Origin of the sequence: Streptomyces sp. N50 (genome assembly GCF_033335955.1) — a bacterium.
Lineage (GTDB): Bacteria > Actinomycetota > Actinomycetes > Streptomycetales > Streptomycetaceae > Streptomyces.
Genome location: NZ_CP137549.1, coordinates 10019060 through 10042995, shown reverse-complemented (window position 1 = coordinate 10042995; position 23936 = coordinate 10019060). Strand labels below are relative to the sequence as shown.

The 23936-nt window shown below is 69.7% G+C and carries 4 protein-coding genes; all 4 read right to left on the bottom strand.

Annotation, left to right across the window (positions count from 1 at the left end; all coding sequences use genetic code 11):
* From R2B38_RS44525 to R2B38_RS44510, 4 genes are read right to left on the bottom strand one after another with little or no spacing between them, the layout of a single operon-like run.
* Entirely contained in the window at positions 1-975 is a 975-nt protein-coding gene (locus R2B38_RS44525) for a TauD/TfdA family dioxygenase (protein ID WP_318021526.1), read from the bottom strand.
* Positions 976-1003: 28 nt separating this feature from the next.
* Positions 1004-13324 (bottom strand): non-ribosomal peptide synthetase, encoded by a 12321-nt coding sequence (locus tag R2B38_RS44520; RefSeq protein WP_318021525.1) that lies wholly within the window; start codon positions 13322-13324, stop codon positions 1004-1006.
* A 29-nt stretch (positions 13325-13353) separates the two neighbouring features.
* A complete protein-coding gene (locus R2B38_RS44515; protein ID WP_318021524.1) occupies positions 13354-13554 on the bottom strand; it encodes an MbtH family protein in 201 nt (66 codons plus the stop codon).
* A gap of 38 nt (positions 13555-13592) precedes the next feature.
* Positions 13593-23762, bottom strand: coding sequence for a non-ribosomal peptide synthetase (locus tag R2B38_RS44510; protein WP_318021523.1), 10170 nt, complete (start codon positions 23760-23762; stop codon positions 13593-13595).
* Between the last annotated feature and the right edge of the window lie 174 nt (positions 23763-23936).

Sequence of the window (23936 nt, the reverse complement as noted above, 5' to 3'; positions counted from 1 at the left end):
TCAGGCAAGGACCCGCGACCGCTTCCGGCTGTGCACATAGGTGCGGCGCAGGTCACGGACGACGCTGGTGCGCTTGAGCCAGCGGTCCGTGCCGTCGTAGCGGGGGGTGAACACGTCCCGGCCGTGCACCACCCGGTAGTTGTCGAGGAAGGCGACCATGCCGGGACGAAGCACCACGCGTTCGGCGCTCGCGTTGAGCCGCTCCGCGCACTCGGCCATGGCCCGCTCGGCGTCGGTGTCGCCGGGCAGCGGGCTGGTGAAGTCGGCGTCCATGCGCAGGTAGGGGAACTCGGCGGGCCCGAACAGCACGGCACCCCGCTCGTGCGGGCGCTCATCCAGGCCGCCGGCAACGCCCTCGATGGTGCCGTACTCGTGCGAGTCGTCCGGGAAGAAGCGGAACCGGTCCTGGTGCAGCACGTCCCGCACCGAGTCGTCGAGGTCGACGGCGTCCACACGGGCCACGGTCGTGCCGACACCGTCCGGGTTGCGCAGACACATCAGCGCCACGTAGTCGCCTCGGCAGGCGTGGAAGACGTCCTCCGTGTGCAGGGTCAGCTGGGCCTGACTACTGGCGCTGGTCAGCGAGGTCTCCTGCCCCCTGGAGGGGCAGACATCGTGGACGAGGCGGCCGTTCTGCTGGTTGGACCAGGCGAACGGGTCGCCCAGGAGAGAGGCGACCAGTAACAGAACGAGTTCCTCACGGATCGCCGCGCCTTCCTTCTCGGCGATGTGCCAACTCGCCGGCGTGGCCACGAGGTTCTCGTCCACGGGCAGGTTGGACACACTGATGACCGCGGCCTCGGCCGCCCGGGAGGCGACCAGGAACTGCCGCAGCCCCAAGGGGAGTTTCTCGGCCTCGGCCTGGATCCGCTCCGTGTGCTGGAACGGCTCCCACACCTGGTGCCGAGCCAGGAAAGCGTCGGCGATCCGCCCGGTCGCGTGCTTCTCGTCCTCGCTGAGGACATAGTCGGACATGGGGATGGGTTTCCTTTCGTACGAGGGGTCAGCGACCGGAGCGTGCGTGCTCGACGATCTCCCGCAGCGCGGTCACGAACTCCCGCGCCAGCCGCTCGATGGTGTCGGTGGAGTGATGTGCGGTGGAGTGGAGCCAGTCGACCTGCAACCGGCCCTCGCTCACCGCCGCCACGATGTCGATCAGGTGGGAGCGCCGCTGCCCCGGAGCCTGGTCCCGGCCCAGGCCGTCCAGCCGTTCCCGGATCAGCCCGTCGCTCCGAGCCGAGCCGACCCACTGGCCGAGGTAGTTGAAACTGACCTCGGGCTGGGCCTGACCGGCCAGGGCCTCAGCGCCGACGGGCGACAGGTGGCGCAGGGCGCCGTACCCGAGGCCGCGCCCGGGCACCTTGCGCAGGAGCCGTTTCATGCCCTTGAGGGCCGTACCCCAGTCGCCGTCCGGGACGTCGAGCGGTACCGGGTAGATGGTGGTGAACCAGCCGACGGTACGGGACAGTTCGACGTCGTCGAACAGTTCCTCACGCCCGTGCCCTTCCAGGTTCACGGCCGGCGGGGCACCCGCCCACCGCGCCAGAACCCGGCCCAGCGCGGCCAGCAGCACATCGTTGATCTGCGTGCGGTACATCGCGGGCACCTGTTGCAGCAGGGTGTCGGTGTCGGCGCTGTTCAGGTGCGCCGACACCGTGGAGAGATCACCGGCGATGTTCGGTGCCTCTGTGTCCCCGTCACGCGGCACCTGCCGCAGACCGCCCACGTTCTTCCAATACGGGAGCTCGTCGTCGAGGGCGCCGGACTTGACGTGGTCGGTGAGTCGGTCCGACCAGCGCTGGTAACTGGTTGTCTTCGGGCCCAGGTTCACGGGTCGGCCGACGGCGAGCTGCTCGTAGGCGGTGGCCAGGTCTTCCAGGACGACGCGCCAGGAGACGCCGTCCATGACGAGGTGGTGCACGGCCAGGAACAGACGAGGGCGAGGACCTCCGTCGAAGAACACGCCCCGTACCAGACGTCCCGCCGCCAGCTCCAGCGACTCCTGCGCGTCGAGCGCCGCCGCGTCCGCATTCGCGTGGTCGCCGATGGCCAACAGGCCTGCGGCGGCCGGTTCGCCGTACTCCTGAACCCAGCCCTCAGCGGTCCGGGTGTACCGCATCCGCAGTGCGTCATGGTGGTCCACCACCGCCGTCAGCGCCTGCTCCAGCACGGCCGGTTCGGTGCCCGGAGCCAGTTCCACGTGGACCGACATCGCGTAGTGGTCAGGATCGACAGTGTGCTCCGCGAAGAACCACCTCTGGATCGGCGTCAACTCCACTCGCCCGCACAGAGATTCCCGCGCCGGAGCCGGCGCTTCGGCCACCTCCGCGGCCTCGGCCAGCGCCGCGACCGTCTGATGGACGAACATCAGCTTCGAGGTCACCCTCAGCCCGGCGTCCCGGGCGCGGGAGACGACCTGGATGGAGAGGATCGAGTCGCCGCCCAGCTCGAAGAAGTTGTCGTGGATGCCGACCTGTTCCACGCCCAATACGTCGCTCCAAACGCGCGCGAGAGTCTCCTCGGTCTCCATTCGGGGCGCTGTGTAGGTGCTGCCCAGTTGGGTGGTGTCCACCTCTGGTTCGGGGAGGGAGCGGCGGTCGACCTTGCCGCTCGGAGTCAAGGGCAGCCGCTCCAAGCGCACGAACACCGCCGGAACCATGTAGTCCGGGAGGGATCCAGACAGATACTCGCGCAGTTCCGCCGTCGGCAGGTCATCGCCGGTCACGGCATACGCGACCAGGCGGCGGTGGCCGTCCGCACCCTGATGTACGACCACGACGGCGTCCCGCAACACGGGGTGACCGACGAGCACACTCTCGATCTCGCCCAGCTCGATCCGGAAGCCCCGGATCTTCACCTGGTCGTCCGCCCGGCCCAAGTACTCCAGAGTGCCGTCCGCCCGCCAGCGAGCCACATCACCGGAGCGGTACATCCGCTCCCCCGGCGCCCCGAACGGGTTCAGCGGGAAGCGCTCCGCGGTCAAGCCGGCACGATTCAGGTAGCCACGGGCCAGGCCGGGCCCGGCGACATGGATCTCGCCTGGCACGCCCACCGGCACCGGTGTCCCGGCACCGTCGAGGAGGAACACCCGGTAGCTCGGAAGGGGTCGCCCGGCCGGGATGCGGCCGTCGCCTCGGAGATGTTCGGCGCGTATCTCCTGGTAGGTGACGTGCACGGTCGTCTCGGTGATGCCGTACATGTTCACCAGTCGTGCCGAGCCCGAGCCGCCGAACCGCTCGAACCAGCCGGACACGTGCTTCGACTCCAGCGCCTCACCGCCGAAGATCACATACCGGAGGTCCGGCAGCACCCGAGCGTCGACCGTGACCGCATACTCGATGAGCTCTCGGAACATCGACGGGGTCTGGTTGAACACCGTCACCCGCTCTTCGGCGAGCAACTGCCACATCGCCTCCGGGCTACGGGCCACATCCTGCGGTACCACCACCGCACGGCCGCCCGCCATCAGACAGCCCCACAACTCCCACACCGAGAAGTCGAACGCATAGGAGTGGAAAACCGTCCACACATCCTCAGGCCCGAACCCGTACAAAGGCTGGCAGTTCGCCAACAGGTTCAGCACCGACCGGTGCTCGACCGCCACCCCCTTCGGACGCCCCGTCGAACCCGACGTATAGATCACATACGCCACATCGTCCGCCGTGACCCCGACCTCCGGAGCCGTGGCGGCCAACTCGGCGATCGCCGGCCAGTCGCCGTCCAGATCGACGACCGTCACCTCCGCACCGGCAAACTGCCTCTGCAACCCATGGTGAGTGACCAGAAGCCCGGCACCCGAGTCCTGAAGCATGTACACCAGCCGGTCCGCCGGATACGCCGGATCCAACGGCACATACGCAGCACCCGACTTCAGGATCCCGAGCAGACCCACCACCATCTGCACACCACGCTCGACCGACAACGCGACCAACCGCCCCGGCCCCGCACCCAACGACACCAAGTACTGAGCCAGCCGATTCGCTCGCGCCTCCAACTCCCCATACGTCAGTGACTGATCACCGCACGAGACGGCGACCGCATCCGGCGACTCCGCGGCCCGCCCAGCCACCCACTCATGCACACACCCCGCCGGCACCTCCACCCCAGCCGACCCCGACCACTCACCAACCAACCGACCCGCCTCCTCGGCGGACATCAGGGGAAGAGCCGCCAAGGGCTGGTGCGGGTCGGTCACCGCGGCGGTGAGGAGTTCGGTGAGGTGTTCACCGAACCGGGCGATGGTGGGCGCGTCGAAAAGGTCGGTGCTGTACTCGGCGAGGGCGCGAAGGCCGCCGTCGTGTTCCTCGAACTCAAGGGTGAGGTCGGACAGGGCGGTGTCGCGGTCGAGCGGGTAGCGGTCGACGTGCAGGCCGCCGAGGTCGGGGACGGCGCCTGGCGTGTTCTGGAGGACGACCATGGCCTGGACGAGGGGTGTGCGGCTGGTGTCACGTTCCGGTTGGACCGCCTCCACGAGTCGCTCGAACGGCACGTCCTCATGGGCGAACGCCTCCAGGACCGTCTCTCTGACCTGGCCCAGCAGCTCGTCGAAGGTCATTCGGGACTCGATGCGGGAGCGCAGGACCAGGGTGTTCACCAGGAACCCGACGAGGTGTTCCATGGCGCCTTGCCCTCGGCCGGAGGTCGCCGTGCCGACCGCGATGTCCTCCTGTCCGGTGTACCGGGCGAAGACCGCCTGGACCGCGGCCGTCAGCGCCATGAACAGCGTTGCACCCCGCTCCCGCGCCAGCTCCTTCAGCGCCGCGACGACCTCGGCCGGCACCTCGAAGTCCAGTACCGCACCCGCCGATGTCCGTACCGCGGGACGCGGGCGGTCGGTGGGCAGCTCCAGTGGCGCAATGCCGTCCAGCCGGTCCTTCCACCACGCCAGCTGTTCTTCCAGCAGCCCGCCCTCGGCCAGCCGTGCGCGCTGCCAGGCCGCGAAGTCCGGGTACTGGAGCGGGACTTCGGGCAGCTTGGGGGGTCGCCCCTCCACTCGGAACGCGTACAGTTCGCCCAGTTCACGGGCCACGATGCCCATGGACCAGCCGTCGGTCACGATGTGGTGCATCCCCAAGACACACACGTGCTCGTTCTCGCTGACCTCGGCGAGCAGTACACGCACCAACGGTCCCGTTCTGAGGTCATACGGCCGTGCCAGGTCGTCCCGTACGAGCGATTGCAGCCGCTTCTCAGGGTCGGGGGCGCTGGTGAGGTCGGCGGTTCGCCATTCCGGCTCCAGCCAGGCGTGCACGTTCTGCACCCCACGGTCGCCGATCGCGTCGAAGGTTGTCCGCAGCGCCTCGTGCCGGGTGACCAGGTCACGCACGGCGGCACGTAGGGCATCCACGTCCAGGGCGCCGGTGAGGCGCATACCGGCGGCCGAGTGGTACTCGCTGCTGCCCTGGTTGAAGTCCTCCAGGAACAGCAGCCGCTGCTGCCCGTACGACATCTGCAGCTCGCCGTCGCGCGGTACCACCGGGATGGCAGAGGTTTCCCCTGATTCCGATGCGGCAAGATCGGCGAGGCCGGCCACCGTAGGAGCGTCGAACAGCAGACGGGGGGAAAGGTGAATCCCCAGTGCCTGGCGGGCGCGGGAGACGACCTGGATGGAGAGGATCGAGTCGCCGCCCAGCTCGAAGAAGTTGTCGTGGATGCCGACTTGTTCCACGCCCAGGACGTCGGCCCAGATTCGGGCGAGGGTTTCCTCTGTTGTGGTTCCGGGTGCCGTGTAGGTGCCGGCCAGTTGGGTGGTGTCCACCTCTGGTTCGGGGAGGGAGCGGCGGTCGACCTTGCCGCTCGGAGTCAACGGCAGCCGCTCCAAGCGCACAAACACCGCCGGGACCATGTAGTCCGGGAGGGACGACGACAGGTGCGCACGCAGTTCGGCCGTCGGCAGGTCATCGCCGGTCACGGCATACGCGACCAGGCGGCGGTGGCCGTCCGCACCCTGATGTACGACCACGACGGCGTCCCGCAACACGGGGTGACCGACGAGCACACTCTCGATCTCGCCCAGCTCGATCCGGAAGCCCCGGATCTTCACCTGGTCGTCCGCCCGGCCCAAGTACTCCAGAGTGCCGTCCGCCCGCCAGCGAGCCACATCACCGGAGCGGTACATCCGCTCCCCCGGCGCCCCGAACGGGTTCAGCGGGAAGCGCTCCGCGGTCAAGCCGGCACGATTCAGGTAGCCACGGGCCAGGCCGGGCCCGGCGACATGGATCTCGCCTGGCACGCCCACCGGCACCGGTGTCCCGGCACCGTCGAGGAGGAACACCCGGTAGCTCGGAAGGGGTCGCCCGGCCGGGATGCGGCCGTCGCCTCGGAGATGTTCGGCGCGTATCTCCTGGTAGGTGACGTGCACGGTCGTCTCGGTGATGCCGTACATGTTCACCAGTCGTGCCGAGCCCGAGCCGCCGAACCGCTCGAACCAGCCGGACACGTGCTTCGACTCCAGCGCCTCACCACCGAAGATCACATACCGCAGCGCCTCAAGGGGAGCTGCCTCCGATGCCAGGGCGTGTTCGATGAGCTCTCGGAACATCGACGGGGTCTGGTTGAACACCGTCACCCGCTTCTCCGCGAGCAGGTGCCACATCGCCTCCGGGCTACGGGCCACATCCTGCGGTACCACCACCGCGTGGCCGCCCGCCATCAGGCAGCCCCACAACTCCCACACCGAGAAGTCGAACGCGTACGAATGGAACACCGTCCACACGTCCTCGGCACCGAACCCGTACAGCGGCTGGCAGTTCGCCAGCAGATTCAGCACCGACCGGTGCTCGACCGCCACCCCCTTCGGACGCCCCGTCGAACCCGACGTATAGATCACATACGCCACATCGTCCGCCGTGACCCCGACCTCCGGAGCCGTGGCGGCCAACTCGGCGATCGCCGGCCAGTCGCCGTCCAGATCGACGACCGTCACCTCCGCACCGGCAAACTGCCTCTGCAACCCATGGTGAGTGACCAGAAGCCCGGCACCCGAGTCCTGAAGCATGTACACCAGCCGGTCCGCCGGATACGCCGGATCCAACGGCACATACGCAGCACCCGACTTCAGGATCCCGAGCAGACCCACCACCATCTGCACACCACGCTCGACCGACAACGCGACCAACCGCCCCGGCCCCGCACCCAACGACACCAAGTGCTGGGCCAGCCGATTCGCTCGCGCCTCCAACTCCCCGTACGACAGCACCTCGTCACCGCATGACACAGCCACCGCATCCGGCGACTCCGCAGCCCGCCCAGCCACCCACTCATGCACACACCCCGCCGGCACCTCCACCCCAGCCGACCCCGACCACTCACCAACCAACCGACCCGCCTCCTCGGCGTCCGACACCAATGACAGTTCGGCCAGAGGTCGTTGCGGGTCGGCGGTCATCCCGGCCAGCAGGCTCTCCAGATGCCGGCCGATCCGCTCCACGCTCCCGCCCTCGAAGAAGTCGGTGTCATAGATGAGGGCGTAGGCGAGTTCGTCCCCGGCGTAGGCGACGAGGTTGAGGGGGTAGTTGGTGTCGTCGGCACCCTCCAAGGCGTGCAGCCGTAGGCCCTGTTCGGCCGCCGTGCGGCCGTCCATCGGAAAGTTCTCGAAGACGACGAGGCTGTCGAAGAGGTTGACGCCGCGTTCGACGTCGCTCCAGGAGTGAATGCGAGGCAGCGGAACGAACTCGTACTGCCTGGCTTCCACCTGGGCCCGCTGCACATCCGTCAGCCAGTGGGCGACAGGGGCATCCGGGTCGACGCCGACGCGGACGGGCAGGGTGTTGATGAGCATGCCGACGATCGCGTCGGCGCCGGGCAGATCGGCGGGGCGGCCCGCGACCGTCGAGCCGAACACGACGTCCTCGTCGCCGGTGTACCGGGACAGCAACAGGGCCCAGGCGCCTTGTACGACGGCGTTCACGGTAAGCCGGTGGCGACGGGCGAACGCGTAGATCTCGGCCGAGAGCTCCGGGGACAGCCGGTTGACCAGCCGGGAGCGGGCCTGGGCGCGGTGGCTGGCGGCGGGGCGGTGATCGTAGGGGAGAGCGGTCGGGGTGACGAATCCGGTGAGCAGGTCGCGCCAGTACGTCTCCGCCTGGGCCAGGTCCTGGCTCTCCAGCCATTCCACGTACGACCGGAAGGGTCGTCGCACCGGCAGTGCCGGCGTCCCGCCCGCGAGCAACGCGCGGTAGGCGGAGGAGAGTTCGTCGAGCATCTGGAAGGTGCTCCAGCCGTCGAGCAGCACATGGTGCGAGGTGCGGACGACGCGCACGCTGGTGTCGGAGACTCGGATCAGGGCGAGTCGGAAGAGGGGAGCCACGGACAGGTCCAGGCCTTGGTCGCGGTCCTCAGCAAGGTAACGGTCGAGTTCCGCGCCTTGTTCGGGCTCTGGCAGGCCGCGCCAGTCGAGGTGCGTGACAGGTGTGTCGACATGCCGGTGGATCACCATCAGAGGGCGCTCGACGCCGTCCCAGGCGAGGGAGCCACGCAGAATTTCCAGGTGATCGGTGACGTGCTGCCAGGCGTGTTCGAGGAGGACCGGGTCGGTGACTCCGTCGAGGACGAACGTCATCTGCTCGAAGTAGGCACCCGCGTCCGGCTCGGCAAGGCTGTGGAACAGCATGCCGCTCTGCATCGGCGTCAGCGGATACACGTCCTCCACATCCCGGCCATCCCCCACCACCCGGTCGACACCAGCCTGATCGAGACGGGCCAGCGGGAAGTCCGACGGCGTCGCACCCCCACTCGACCCCAGCAGGCAATGCCGCACAACCCCACGCAAGGCGGTGACGAACCCTTCCGCGAGGCGGGTGATGGTGGTGGCCTCGAAGACGGTGTCGGCGTAGATCCAGGTGAAGCCGAGTCGGCCGTCCTCGACCAGGCCGACGACATCCAGGAGGTAGGGGCGTTCCTCGTCGGGGGCGTGGTCGTCGCCGAGGGCGGGCAGCCGGTCGCGGATCAGGCCGTCGTCGTGGGTGGTGCCGTCGAACTGGCCCAGGTAGTTGAAGCTGATCTCGGGCAGCCCGTCGGTCCGCAGGGCCTGGCCTGGAGCGTCCGGAAGAGACAGGAAGCGCAGAGCGTCATAGCCGAGGCCGTTGCCTGGAACAGCACGCAGCTGTTCCTTGACGTTCTTGATGAGTGTGTCCCAGCGCCGGTCGGCCGGCAATGTCAGGGCGACCGGGAAGTGGGTGGTGAACCAGCCGATGGTGCGGGACAGGTCGGTGTCGGCGAACAGTTCCTCGCGGCCGTGTCCCTCCAGGCCGACGACCACGCGCTGTTGCCCGGTCCAGTCGGCGAGTACGCGCACCAGAGCGGTGACGAGGAGGTCGTTGATGCGAGTGCGATACACGGCCGGAACACGGTGCAGCAGCGCCTCCGTCGCCTCGGTGTCCAGCCGGACCTCGACGGTCTTCTCGTGCGCGGTGAGGTTCTCACCATCGTTGTCCTGCGGAAGTCGCGGGGCTTGGCCAGGACGGACGTTCTGCCAGTAGGCAATCTCGTCGTCGAGGGCGCCGGAGCGGACGTGTTCGGTGAGACGGTCGGACCAGCGCTGATAACTGCTGGTCTTCTGGCCGAGATCCACGGCACGGCCCGCGCCCAGTTGCCCGTACGCGATGGCCAGGTCCTCCAGCACGATCCGCCAGGAGACACCGTCCATCACCAGGTGGTGCACCGCGAGAAAAAGACGCGGCGGCAATTGAGCTCCCTCTTCGAAGAACACCCCCCGCACCAGCTGCCCCGCCGCCAGATCCAGCGACTCCTGTGCCGCAAGCGCCGCCGTGTCAGCGTCTGCGGACTCGGCGGTCACCAACAAGCCCTCGGCGGGGCTCTCGCCGTACTCCTGCACCCACCCCTCGGATGTCGGCGTGTACCGCATCCGCAGCGCATCGTGGTGCTCCACTACCGCCGCCAACGCCTGTTCCAATAAGCCGAATTGCGTGCCGGGCGCCAGCTCCACGTACACGGACATCGCGTAGTGGTCGGGGCTGACGGTGTGCTCGGCGAAGAACCACCGCTGGATGGGCGTCAACCCGGCTCGGCCCTGGACGGGTTCTTCCACCGCGAGCGGGGTGTCCGCGATCTCCGCGGCCTCCGCGAGCGCGGCGACCGTCTGATGAAGGAACAGCAGCTTCGAGGTCAGGCGCAGTCCGGCGTCACGGGCGCGGGAGACGACCTGGATGGAGAGGATCGAGTCGCCGCCCAACTCGAAGAAGTTGTCATGGATACCGACCCGGTCCACACCGAGGACATCGGCCCACACCCGGGCCAGCATCTCCTCCGCCTCGGTGCGCGGGGCCGCGTACGCGCCGGCCAGACGGCTGGTGTCCACCTCGGGCTCCGGAAGCGACCGCCGGTCGACCTTGCCGCCGGGTGTGAGCGGAAGGCGGTCCAGACGGACGAACACCGCCGGGACCATGTACTCCGGCAGAGTCCCCGACAGGTGTCCACGCAGGTCGGACGTCGGCAGATCGGCTCCGGTGACGACGTAGGCGACCAGGCGTCGGCGGCCGTTGTCCTCCTGCCAGGCGACGACCACGGCGTCCTCGACGTCCGGGTGCGTCAGCAGGGCGCTCTCGACCTCGCCGAGTTCGATGCGGAATCCGCGGATCTTCACCTGGTCGTCGGCGCGGCCGAGGAACTCAAGGTCTCCGCCGGGCAGACGGCGAGCACGGTCACCGGTGCGGTAGAGCCGCTCGCCGTCGTGGAAGGGGCTGCGTACGAAACGTTCGGCAGTCAGGTCAGGACGGCCGTGGTAGCCACGGCCCACGCCGCCGCCACCGATCCAGATCTCGCCGGGGACGCCCATGGGGACGACCTGCAGGGCGGCATCAAGGACGTACACCCGGGTGTTGGGCAGGGGGCGGCCGATGGGAACGTAGACGCTCTCGCGCAGGGTGTCCGCGGTGGGGGTGAAGACGGTGGAGTCGACGGTGGCCTCGGTGCCGCCGTACGCGTTGACGACCACGGCGTCCTCGCGGACCTGGCGGAGCAGCGCACGGCAGTCCTCCACGCGCCAGCCTTCGGAGCCGACGGAGATCAGCCGGAGTCCCGGGAAGCCGTCGCCGCGCCGCTCCACCTCCTGGAGCACGGCGTTCAGCAGGGACGGCACGATCTCGATGCCGGTGGCCCCGGTCTCCTCGATGAGATCCAGGAGGTCGGACGGCTCGGTGGCCACCTCCTTGGGCGCGATGACCAGGACACCGCCGAAGAGGATCGAACGGATGAGGTCCGCGAAGAACAGGTCGACGGAGAGGCTGGAGACGGACAGGAAGCGCAGCCGCAGATCTCGCAGTCCGTACCTCTCGTCCCAGGCCTCGCAGATGTGCCGTACGTTGGCGTGCTCGATGGCGACGCCCTTGGGGTTGCCGGTGGAGCCCGAGGTGTAGATGACGTAGGCCAGGTCATCCGGCGCGACGGTGACGTCCGGAGCGTCGGACGGCCACTCGGCGAGCGTGTCCAGATCGACGAGGTCGGCATCCGTGGCGGCGAGGCAGTCGCGGGCAGGGGCGTGTGTGACGATCAGGCGGACACCGGCGTCCTGCCTCATGTAGGCCAGCCGGTCGGCGGGGAACGCCGGGTCGAGGGACACGTAGGCCGCGCCCGCCTTGAGGATGCCGAGCAGGCCCACGGCCATGTCGACGCCGCGTCCGGTGCACAGACCGACCCGGGTGTCCGCGCCGGCGCCCTGGGCGCGCAGGGCCTGGGCCAGGCGGTTGGCGGACTCGTCCAGTTCGCGGTAGGTGAGGGTCCTGTCGCCGCTGATGACCGCGACGGCGTCGGGTGTACGGGCCGCCTGTGCGGCGAACCGTTCGTGGACGAGGGTGTCGGAGGAGTGCGCGGAGTCCGTGGCGTTCCAGCCGTGTACGGCCTGCGTCCACTCGTCGTCGGTGAGCATGGGGAGGGTGGCCACGGTCTGTCGCGGGTCGCTGATCGCGCCGTCGGCGAGGACGCGGAGATGGCGGATCATGCGGGCGATCGTCGCCGCGTCGAACAGGTCGGTGCTGTACTCGACCAGGCCGTACAGCCTGCCGTCGCGCTCCTCGAAGTCGAAGGTGAGGTCGAGGAGGGACGCGTCGCGCTGCAGGGGGTACGGCTCGGTGTCGACGCCGGGCAGGGCGAGGTTGGCCACGGGGGTGTTCTGGAGGACCACACTGGCCTGGACGAGGGGCGTGCGGCTGGTATCGCGCTCGGGCTGGACCGCCTCGACGATCCGGTCGAACGGTGCCTCCTGCCGAGCGAACGCCTCCAGGACGGTCTCCTTGACCTGGTCCAGCAGTTCGTCGAAGGTGGCCTGTCGCTCGACCCTGGTGCGCAGCACGACGGTGTTCACGAGGAAGCCGACGAGTTCGTCCAGTTCGGGCAGACCGCGTCCGGCGGAGGAGGTGCCGACGGCGATGTCCTCCTGGCCCGAGTACCGGGCGAGCAGGGCCTTGACGGTCGCGGTGAGCGCCATGAAGAGGGTGGCACCCCGGTCGCGGGCCAGGGATTTCAGGCCGTCGACGGTGGGCTCGGGGAGCTCGAAGGTGTGAACGGCGCCGGCGGAGGTGCGGACGGCGGGGCGCGGCCGGTCCGTGGGCAGCTCCAGCGGCTCCAGCCCCTTCAGTTGGTTCTTCCACCAGCTGACCTGCTCGTCCAGCGGCCCGCCCGGAGCCAGCCGGCCTCGCTGCCAGGCGGCGTAGTCGGCGTACTGGACACGCACCTCGGGCAGTTGAGCGTCCCGCCCCTCGACTCGCGCCGCGTACAGCTCGCCGAGGTCGCGGGCGGCGATGCCCAGCGACCAGCCGTCGGTGACGATGTGGTGCATGCCGAGGACGAGGACGTGGTCCTCGGCGGCGAGGCGGACGAGCAGTGCCCGTACGAGCGGGCCGTCGCGGAGGTCGTACGGCCTGCTCATCTCCTCCCGGACCAGCGCATGAGCCCGCTCCTCGCGCCGGCCCGCGGCCGTGTCCGACACATCCGCCCACCGCCACTCGGGCGCGGCCTCCTCGTGCACCGCTTGAACGCCCTGGCCGTCGCGGGTGGAGAACGTGGTGCGCAGCGCCTCGTGCCGTGCCGTCAGGTCCGACAACGCGCCGCGCAGCTGCTCGGGGTCGAGGGCACCGGTGAGGCGCAGCGCGAGCGCGGAGTTGTAGTCGGCGTTGTCGGGTTCGAAGTCGGCCAGGAACCACAGACGTTGCTGGCCCGCGGACATGGGCGGCGCCTGATCGCGCGGGGCCCGGGGGATGACGGAGCCGGCCTCCGTTCCGGCCCGCACGGCCAGACGCCTGGCGAGCCTCTCGCGCAGATGAGCCGGCAGCGCGGCTATGCGGTCTTCACGGGACACGGGCGTGTTCATCGGGGATCCCCCAGGAGACGTGGGCGTGTTCAGCGGCGGGCGAGGCTCTTGGGGCGCATGTCGGTCCAGTTGGCCTCGACATAGGCCAGGCACTCGTCGCGGGGCTTGTCGGCGAGGACGACGGTCCAGCCGGCCGGGGTGTCGTTGGTCGTGGGCCACAGGGAGTGCTGGCCCTCGTCGTTGACGAGCACGTGGTAGGAACGGTCGTTCTGTTCGAAGGGGCTGGGCATGGCTGTGCCTTTCCGTAGCGCGGTTGGGTGTGAGGAGGTCAGGACGCCGCGGTGGCGTCCGCCTCCAGCTCGGCGAGGATCCGGTCCTCTATCTCGGTGGCGATCCGGGCGACGGTCGGCCGGTCGAAGACGGTCCTGGGCGACAGGTCGATGCCGAAGGCCGCGTTGACCCGGGAGGTCATCCGCAGGGCGAGCAGCGAGTCGCCGCCGAGTTCGAAGAAGTCGTCGTGGGCGCCGACGCGTTCGACGTTCAGCAGCTCCGCCCAGGTGTGCGCGAGGAACTCCTCGGTGGGGGTGCCCGCCGGCTGATGCTCCCGCACCGGCTCCGCCCGGCCCTGCGGCGCGGGCAGGGCTCCCCGGTCCACCTTGCCGTTGGTGTTCAACGGCAGGGCGGGCAGCGGCACGTAGTGCGTGGGCAGCATGTGGGGCGGCAGGGTCGCCCCGAGATGCGCGCGCAGCTCCGCCGCGGCGGATTCGTCCAGGCCGGGGGCGACGACGTAGGCGGCCAGCACCGTGCGGTCCCCGTCGCCCCGGGCGACGACCACGGCGTCGGCGACCTCCGGGTGGGCCACGAGCACGGCCTCGATCTCACCGGTCTCGATGCGGAAGCCGCGCACCTTGACCTGTCCATCGCCGCGGCCCAGGAAAGCCAGCGTGCCGTCCGGATTCCAGCGGGCGAGGTCGCCGGAACGGTACATCCGGGTGCCGGGCGGACCGTACGGGTCCGCGACGAACCGTTCGGCGGTCAACGCACCTTGCCCGAGGTAGCCGCGGGCCAGACCTGCGCCGGCGATGTACAGCTCGCCAGGCGCGCCGACCGGGGCGGGCCGGAGGTCCTCGGTGAGGACGTAGACGCGGGTGTTGCCGATCGGGGTGCCGAGCGGGACCGGGGCGTCCGCAGGGTGTCCGGGGTGCAGGTCGTGCGTCGCGGTGAACGTCGTCGCCTCGGTAGGGCCATAACCGTTGGTCAGACGCAGGCCGGGGTGGGTGCGCAGGACGCGGGCGCAGTGCTCGGGGGAGAGCTTGTCCCCGCCCGCGATGAGCTGTCGCAGTCCGTCGAACGCCCCGATGTCGTCGTCGACGAGCTGGTGGAACAGTCCGGCGGTGAGCCACAGGTGCGTGACGCGTTCCCTCTTGAGGAACCGGCCGAGTTCGGCGCCGCTGGGCAGGGCCGGCGGGTGCACGGCCAGCCGGGCGCCGCCGAGCAGGGCGGCCCAGATCTCGTACGTGGCCGCGTCGAAGGCGAGCGGTGCGAACTGCGCGACGACATCGCCCTCGCCGACATCGGTGAAGTCGGCACCGTGCACCAGGCGCACGACGGCCCGGTGCGGGGTCAGAACCCCCTTGGGTGCGCCCGTCGAGCCCGATGTGTACATGACGTAGGCGAGGTGGTCGGGTGTGATGTCGACGGGCGGGGCCGTGACCGGCTGCCGGGCCATGTCGAAGGCATCCGCGTCCAGGTCCACGAGGTGGACGTCGTCGAACGGCAACCGCTTCCGGAACTCGCCGCGGGTGACGGCGAGTTCGACTCCGGCGTCCTCCAGCAGATAACCGAGCCGGTCGGCCGGGTAGTGCGGGTCGAGCGGAAGGTAGGCAGCCCCCGCCTTGAGGATCGCGAGCAGCGCCACGACCGTGTCCGCGCCACGCTCCAGGCACAGGCCGACAGCCGAGTCGGGCCGTACGCCCCGGGCAACCAGCAGGTGGGCGAGCCGGTTGGCCCGCTCGTCCAGCTCGCTGTAGGTCAACGTCTGGTCGCCGTGCGACAGGGCGGGCGCGTCGGGGTGCTGCGCGGCGCGGGCCGCGAACAGCCCGGGCAGGGTGTCGTCCGGCAGCTCCTTCGCGGTCTGGTTCCACTTCTCGATCAGCCGGTGGACCTCGCCGTCCGACATCATCGGCACGTCCGCCACGGGCCGTTCGGGGTCCGCGGTGATCCCCTCCAACAGGACGTCCAGGTGGCCGACGATGCGCTCGATGCCGGCGGCGTCGAAGAGGTCGGCGTCGTAGGCGAGCGTGTACTCAAGCCGGTCGGTGGCGTAGACGATGAGGTTGAGCGGGTAGTTCGTGGCCTCGCCGCCCTCTAGACCATGCAGGCGAAGGCCGTGTTCGGCAGCTGCGCGGTCGTCCCTCGGGTAGTTCTCGAAGACGAGCAGGCTGTCGAACAGGTTGGCTCCGCCCTCGACGTCACTCCAGGACTGGATGCCGGGCAGCGGCACGTAGTCGTACTGCCTGGCCTCCACCTGCGCGCGCTGCACCTCGGCCAACCACTGGGCCACCGGAGCCTGCGGGTCGACGTCTACGCGCACCGGCAGCGTGTTGATCAGCATGCCGACGATCGCGTCGGCGCCGGCCAGTTCCGCCGGACGGCTGGCCACGGTCGCGCCGAACACCACGTCCCGCTCACCGGCGTACCGCGACAGCAACAGTGCCCAGGCACCCTGCACCACCGCGTTCACGGTCAGCCGGTGCCCGCGGGCGAAGTTGTACAGAGCGGCCGACGCCTCGGGGGAAAGCCGATGCTGGAGGCGTGCGGTGGTGTGCGCCTTGTGATGGGCGGCAGGGCGACGGTCGTACGGCAGTGCGGTCGGGGTGGCGAACCCGGTGAACAGGTCACGCCAATACGTCTCCGCCTTCGTCAGGTCCTGTCGCTCCAGCCATTCCACGTACGACCGGAACGGCCGCCGTACGGGCAACACCGGCTCTTCACCGGCCAGCAGAGCGCTGTACGCGGCATGGGTCTGTGCCAGGACGTCGAAGGTGCTCCAGCCGTCCAGCAGGATGTGGTGGAAGGAGCAGACGACTCGGACGGCGGTGTCGGAGACACGGATCAGGGCCAGCCGCAGCAACGGCGCCTGCGACAGGTCCACACCCCGGGCGCGTTCCGCTGCCAGCAGTTGGTCGAGCTCCGCGCGCTGTTCGCGCTCGGGCAAGCCGCGCCAGTCCAGTCGGGTGGTCGGGATCGCCGCCCTGCGATGCACGACCAGCAGCGGCTGGTCGACGTCCTCCCACGAGGCTGACGCGCGTAGCACGTCGATCCGGGCGGTGACGTGCTGCCAGGCGTGTTCCAGGAGGAGCGGATCGGTCACCCCGTCGAGGACGAAGGTCATCTGCTCGAAGTAGGCACCCCCGTCCGGCTCGGCCAGGCTGTGGAACAGCATGCCGCTCTGCATCGGCGTCAGCGGATACACGTCCTCCACATCCCGGCCATCCCCCACCACCCGGTCGACACCAGCCTGGTCGAGACGGGCCAGCGGGAAGTCCGACGGCGTCGCACCCCCACTCGACCCCAGCAGGCAATGCCGCACAACCCCACGCAAGGCGGTGACGAACTGCTCGGCCAACTGCTCGATGGTGTCGGCGTGGTGGTTGGCAGTGGAGTAGATCCAGTCGACCTGGAGCCGACCCCCGTTCACGGCGGCCACTATGTCGATGCGGTGCGGGCGCGGCTGCTCCGGTGCCTGGTCCCGGCCGAGGGCGCCGAGCCGAGCCCGGACCAGGCCGTCCGGGCTGATGCTGTTGTCCCACTGGCCCAGGTAGTTGAAGCTGATCTGAGGCTCCGCCAGTTCGGCGAGGGCCTCACGGCCCTTGGCTGACAGGGATCGCAGGGCGCCGTAGCCAAGGCCCCGGCCCGGAATCCCGCGCAGGCGGCTCTTCATGCCCTTGAGTCCGGCGTCCCAGTCACCGGGCGGGACATCCAGCAGTACCGGGTAGATCGTGGTGAACCAGCCGACAGTGCGGGAGACGTCCACGTCGTCGAAGAGGTCCTCACGACCGTGGCCCTCCAGATTCACCGCGACCGGGGTCCCGGCCCACTGCTCCAGCACCCGGCCCAGCGCGGCCAGCAGTACGTCGTTGATCTGCGTGCGGTAGACCGGTGGCACCCGCTGGAGCAGGTCCTCGGTCTCGTCGCCGTCCAGTTGCACGGACACCACAGAGGTGTCGCCGAACAGGTTGGGCGCGACGGTGTCCCGGGGGACCTCACGGACGCTGCCGCCGATGTTCTGCCAGTACGGGATCTCGTCGTCGAGGGCGCCGGAGCGGACGTGCTCGGTGAGACGGTCGGACCAGCGCTGATAACTGCTGGTCTTCGCGCCGAGATCCACGGTGCGGCCCGCGGCCAACTGCCCGTACGCGATAGCCAGGTCCTCCAGCACGATCCGACACGAGACGCCGTCCATCACCAAGTGGTGCACCGCGAGGAAGAGACGCGGCGCTTCGGGGCCTCGGTCGAAGAACACCCCGCGCACGACACGGCCCGAGGTGAGCTCAAGCGATTCCTGTGCCGCGAGCGCCTCCTCATCGGCGTCGACGTGGTCGCCCGACGTCAGCAGCCCCTCGATGACCGGGTCGCCGTACTCCTGCACCCAGCCTTCGGACGTCCGCGTGTACCGCATCCGCAGCGCGTCGTGGTGCCCCACGACGGCTGCCAACGCCTGCTCCAGCAGCTCCACTTCGGTTCCCGGAGCCAGCTCCACCTGCACCGACATGGCGTACTGGTCCGGGTTGACGGTGTGCTCCGCGAAGAACCACCGCTGGATCGGGGTGAACCCCACGCGCCCGGAAAGCGATTCCTCAGCTGTGACCGGAGCCTCCGCGCCCTCGACGGCCTCGGCCAGTGACGCGACCGTCTGGTGGACGAACATCAGCTTGGAAGTCGCCCTCAAGCCGGCCTGCCGGGCCCGGGTCACGACCTGGATGGAGAGGATCGAGTCGCCGCCCAACTCGAAGAAGTTGTCGTGGATACCGACCCGGTCCACACCGAGGACGTCGGCCCACACGTCCGCGAGCGTCTGCTCCGTACCCGTCCGCGGACCCACGTACCGGCTGCCCAACTGCTCGGTGTCGAGCTCCGGTTGAGGCAGGTTGCGCCGGTCGACCTTGCCGCTCGGTGTCAGCGGCAGCCTGCTCAGACGGACGAACACCGCCGGCACCATGTACTCCGGCAGCGAGCCCGACAGAAACCCTCGCAGACCGCCCGCGTTCAGCTCACGGGATCCGACGACGTAGGCGACGAGGCGACGCCGGGTTCCCTCCTGGTGGACCGCGACCACGGCGTCCCCCACATCCGGGTGCTGGGCCAACGCGGTCTCGATCTCTCCGAGTTCGATCCGGAAGCCGCGAATCTTCACCTGGTCGTCCGCCCGGCCCAGGTACTCCAGCGAACCGTCCGCCCGCCGGCGGGCCACGTCACCGGAGCGGTACATCCGCTCCCCCGACGCCCCGAACGGGTTGGCCACGAAGCGTTCCGCCGTCAGTCCGGCCCTGCCGTGGTAGCCGCGAGCCAGGTGCACGCCGGCGATGTACAGGTCGCCAGCGACGCCGACGGGGACCGGCTGGAGGCTGGCGTCCAGGACATACACCTGGGTGTTGGGCAGCGGGGTGCCGATCGGCGGGGCGTCCGTCCCGGCGGTGAGCGGGGCGCTCATGGTGGCGACAACGGTGCTCTCGGTGGGGCCGTACGCGTTGATCATCCGGCGGCCCGGGGCCCAGCGTGCTACGAGGTCGCTGGTGCAGGCCTCGCCGCCGACCGCGAGGGTACGCAGTCCGGCGAGGCCTTCGGGGTCGAGGGTGGCGACCGCCGAGGGGGCGAGCAACGTATGGGTGATGCGCCGCTCGGTCAGGAACCGCTGGAGGGGTTCACCGACGATCGGGCCGTGCGGGGGCAGCACGAGGGTGGCACCGGCCGGCAGGGCCATGAGGACTTCCATGACGGCGCCGTCGAAGCTGGCGGAGGCGAACTGCAGGACCCTGCTGTCCGGGGTGACGGCCAGCCTGTCGATCTCGGCGGACGCCAGGTTGCCGATGCCGGCGTGCGGCACCAGGACGCCCTTGGGGGTGCCTGTGGAGCCGGAGGTGTAGATCACATAGGCCAGGTCGTCGGGGATCAGGTCGACCTGAGGGGCGGTGACCGGACGGCGGGACACCAGATGGTGGTCTCGGACGACATCGACGACGATCGTGCCGACATCGGGGAGCCGGTCGCGGACCCTTTCCTGGGTCACGACCAGAGTGCAGCCGGAGTCGTTCAGCATGAACGCGAGCCGGTCGGCCGGGTAGCCGGGGTCCAGAGGCAGGTAGGCGGCGCCTGCCTTCATGATGCCGAGGAGCCCGACGACCAGATCGGCGCCACGCTCGACGCACAGGCCCACCAGACTGCCGGGGCCGGCGCCCAGGTCACGCAGATGATGGGCGAGCTGGTTGGCACGCTCGTCGACCTCACGGTAGGTGAGCCGGGCGCGGTCGTCCTCAATGGCCGGTGCGTCGGGGCGTTCAGCGGCCTGGGACTCGAAGAGCTCCGGGAATGTGCCCTTCAGGGTGTCCCGGCGGGGACCGCGCCCACCGTGCACGGCCTCCTGGAACTCTGCGTCCGTGAGGAGGGGCAGCGTGGCGAGGGCGCGTTCGGGCTGCCGGGTCGCGGCGTCGAGCAGCACCGTCAGATGGTCGCCGAACCGGGCGATGGTCGCCTCGTCGAACAGAGCGGTGCTGTAGCCGACGCGGGCGGCGACATCTTCGCCCGTCTCGAAGAACTCGACAGTGAGGTCGAAAGGCGCGGCTTCCCGCTGCACAGCGACGTCGTGCGCTTCGACGCCCGGGAAGTCGGGCGGTGCGACGGGGGCGTTCTGCAGGACGACCATGGCTTGTATCAGGGGCGTTCGGCTGGCGTCCCGTTCCGGTTGAACGGCCTCCACCACGCGCTCGAAGGGCACCTCCTCGTGCGCGAATGCTTCCAGCGCCGTCTCCTTGACCTGCTCCAGCAGGCTGGCGAACGACCCGTTCGGGTCGATGTGCGAGCGCAGGACCAGGGTGTTCGCCAGGAATCCGACGAGTGGCTCCAACTCCGCGCGGCTGCGCCCGGAGGACACAGTGCCGACGGCGATGTCCTCCTGCCCCGTGTACCGGGCGAAGACCGCCTTGACGGCTGCCGTCAGTGCCATGAACAAGGTGGCGCCATGCCGGCCGGCCAGCGTCCGCAGCCGCTCGACGACGTCGGCGGGCAGTGCGAAGGCGTAACTCGTGCCCGCCGAGGAGCGGATCGCCGGGCGCGGTCGATCCGTCGGCAGTTCCAGCGGGGCCACACCGGTCAGGCGCTGCCGCCACCAGTCCACCTCGTGTTCCAGCAGCCCGCGGTCGGACAGCCTGCCGCGCTGCCAGGCCGCGAAGTCCGCGTACTGGAGCGCGAGTTCGGGCAGCTCGGCGGACCGGCCCTGGGCGCGGGCCGCGTACAGTTCGCCGAGTTCCGAGACGACCACGCCCATGGACCAGCCGTCGGTGACGATGTGGTGCATGCCGAGCACCAGCACATGTTCGTCGGCCGCGAGCCGCACCAGCCGCGCCCGCAGCAGCGGCCCGTGCGCGAGATCGTACGGCCGTGCCGCCTCGTCGCGGACCGTTTCCCGCAGCCGCTCCTCGCGCAGTTCCTCCGGTACGCCGGTGAGATCGACGAAGCTCCAGCCCGGGGCGAGCGCGGGGTGGACAACCTGGACACCCCGGCCGCCGACGAACCCGAACGTGGTCCGCAGGGACTCGTGCCGCCGCGTCAGGTCCTCGATCGCTCCGCGCAGCGTCTCGGCATCCAGGCCACCGGTCAGTCGGAGCCCGAACGCGGTGTGGTACTCGGCGCTGCCCGGATCGAAGTCCTCCAGGAACCACAGCCGTTGCTGCCCGAAGGACATGGCCAGTTCCTCGTCCCGAGGGACGAGCGGGATCACCGTGTCGGTGCCCTCCTCGCCCGGGGCGACCCGGGCGGCGAGGGCGGCGACGGTGGGCGCGTCGAAGAGCGTACGCGGCGACAGCCGTACGCCGAGCGCCTGTCGCAGCCGGGACACGGCGCGCACGGACAGAATGGAGTTGCCGCCGAGTTCGAAGAAGTCGTCGTGGATGCCGATCACATCGGTGTCCAGCACCTCCGCCCAGACGCTGGCGATGGTCTCCTCGACGGCGTTGCGGGGAGCCATCTGCTCGCGGCCGTGGTCTTCGCGCACGGCACCGGGGTCTGGCAGGGCCCGGCGGTCCACCTTGCCGTTCGGGGTCAGCGGGAGAGCATCGAGGACTGTGATCGTCGTCGGGATCATGTAGTCGGGAAGGTCCGCCGCGAGGTGGTCCCGCAGTGCGTCGGGCCGTGGGGGTCGCGCTCCGGATGCCGCGACGTACGCGAACAGGTTGGTGTTGTGGGTGAGCACCACGGCCTGGGCGACGTCCGGATGGCGGGTCAACGCACTCTCGATCTCGCCGAGTTCGATCCGGAATCCGCGCACTTTGACCTGGTCGTCGACGCGCCCCAGGTATTCCAGGTTGCCGTCGGACCGCCATCGGGCGATGTCGCCGGAGCGGTACATGCGGCTTCCGGGCTCGCCGAACGGGTCAGCGATGAAACGTTCCGCCGTCATGCTCTGACGGCCGTGGTAGCCACGCGCCAAGCCGATGCCGGCGATGTACAGATCCCCGCGCACGCCGACGGGAACGGGCTGGAGCGCGTCGTCGAGGATGTAGATGCGGGTGTTGGCGATGGGCGTGCCGATGGGAGGGACCGCGGCGCCACTGAGCGGGGCGCTCATGGTGGCACAGACGGTGGACTCCGTCGGCCCGTAGGCGTTGATCATGCGGCGCCCCTCGGACCAGCGCGCCACGAGGTCCCCGGTGCTCGCCTCTCCCGCGACGATCAAAGTGGTGTCGGCGGGAAGGCCACGCCCGTCGGGCAGCACCGCCACGGTCGCCGGAGTCAGCGTGGCGTGCGTGACACCGTGCCGGGCGGCGTACTCGGCGAGCGGCTCCCCCGGAAGCATGGCCTCCTTGGAGCCCATGACCAGTGTGGCGCCGGTCAGGAGCCCCATGCACATCTCCCAGAACGCCGCGTCGAAGCTGGCGGAGGCGAACTGGAGGATGCGGCTGCCGGGCGTGACGTCGAAGTGGTCGCTCTGCACCGCCGCGAGGTTGCCGACGCCGGCGTGGGAGACGAGTACGCCCTTGGGCTTCCCCGTGGAGCCCGACGTGTAGATGGCGTAGGCGAGGTCGTCCGGGTGCGGGTCCACGTCCGGGGCGGTGGCCGGCCCGCGTTCGAGTTCGGCCCGGTCGCGATCGAGGTAGACCAGGACCGCGTCGCTTTCGGGAAGCCGGTCACACAGGCTCTCCTGGGTGACGACGAGGAAGGCGTCGGAGTCGCGCAGCATGTAGGCGAGCCGCTCACGCGGGTAGCCGGGGTCCAGCGGCAGGTAGGCGGCACCCGCCTTCATGATCCCGAGCAGGCCCGCGGCCATTCCGGCGTCGCGCTCGACGCACAGCCCCACCAGCGTGTCGCGTCCTGCTCCGAGAGCGCGCAGGTGGTGGGCCAGGCGGTTCGCGTGCTCGTCGAGTTGCCGGTAGGTCACCGAGCCGTATTCGTCCACGACGGCAGTGGCGTCCGGGTGTGTGGTGACGTGTCGTCGGAAGAGTTCGGGGAAGGTGCCGGTGGGCGTCTTCCGGTCAGTGGCGTTCCAGTCGCGGACGACCTGCTGGAACTCGGCGTCGGTGAGCATGGCCAGGGTGGAGAGGCTGCGGCCGGGATCAGCGGCGGCGGACGTGAGCAGGACGTTCAGATGGCCTGCCAGCCGGGCGACGGTCGTCTCGTCGAAGAGGGCGGTGCTGTAACGGATACGGGCGGTCGGCTGCGGACCGCTGAGGGCGAACTCCACCGACAGGTCGAGAGGGTCGAACTCTTCGCCCGGCCGGGGCAGTTCGTCGCGTAGCACCACCATGGCCTGGATCAGCGGGGTGATGCTGGTGTCGTTGTCCGGGGCCAGTACCTCGACCAGCCTGGCAAAGGGCACGCCGTCGTTGGCGAGCGCTTCGCGCACCACTCGGCGGGTCTCGCGTACGTGTGCTTCGAACGGGGCCCCGGTGTTGGTGCGGGTACGAAGGACCAGCGTGTGCCCGGTGCGTGGGGAGACGGTGCCGAATGCGATGTCGTTTTGTCCCGAGTATCTGGCGAAGACGGCACTGACAACGGCGACCAGGATCTCGCCGGTTGTGACGCCATGTCGTGCGGCCAGATCGGGGAGGGACGCGGCCACGGTGTCCGGCACATCGAGGTCGTACGCCGACACGTTTGTCTCCCGGACGACCGGACGGGGGCGGTCGGTCGGCAGTTCCAGAGCGCTGATGCCCTCCAGTCGGCGTCGCCAGAACTCCACCTGCTGCGGAAGATCCCGGTCGACCGACCTGTCGGCGCGAGCCACGTTGTACCTCCAGGGGTGGCGGCTTCACGGCGAGTGCGCAGGCAGGGGCAGCCGGAAGCCTGAAACGAAGGAAATGAGGGCTGAGCGGGGGAAAACACGGGTATGCGGGCCCCAACGGGCAGGCGTGGAGCGCGCAGGTGATGCCTACGGGCCGGGCATACCGGATGTCGCGAG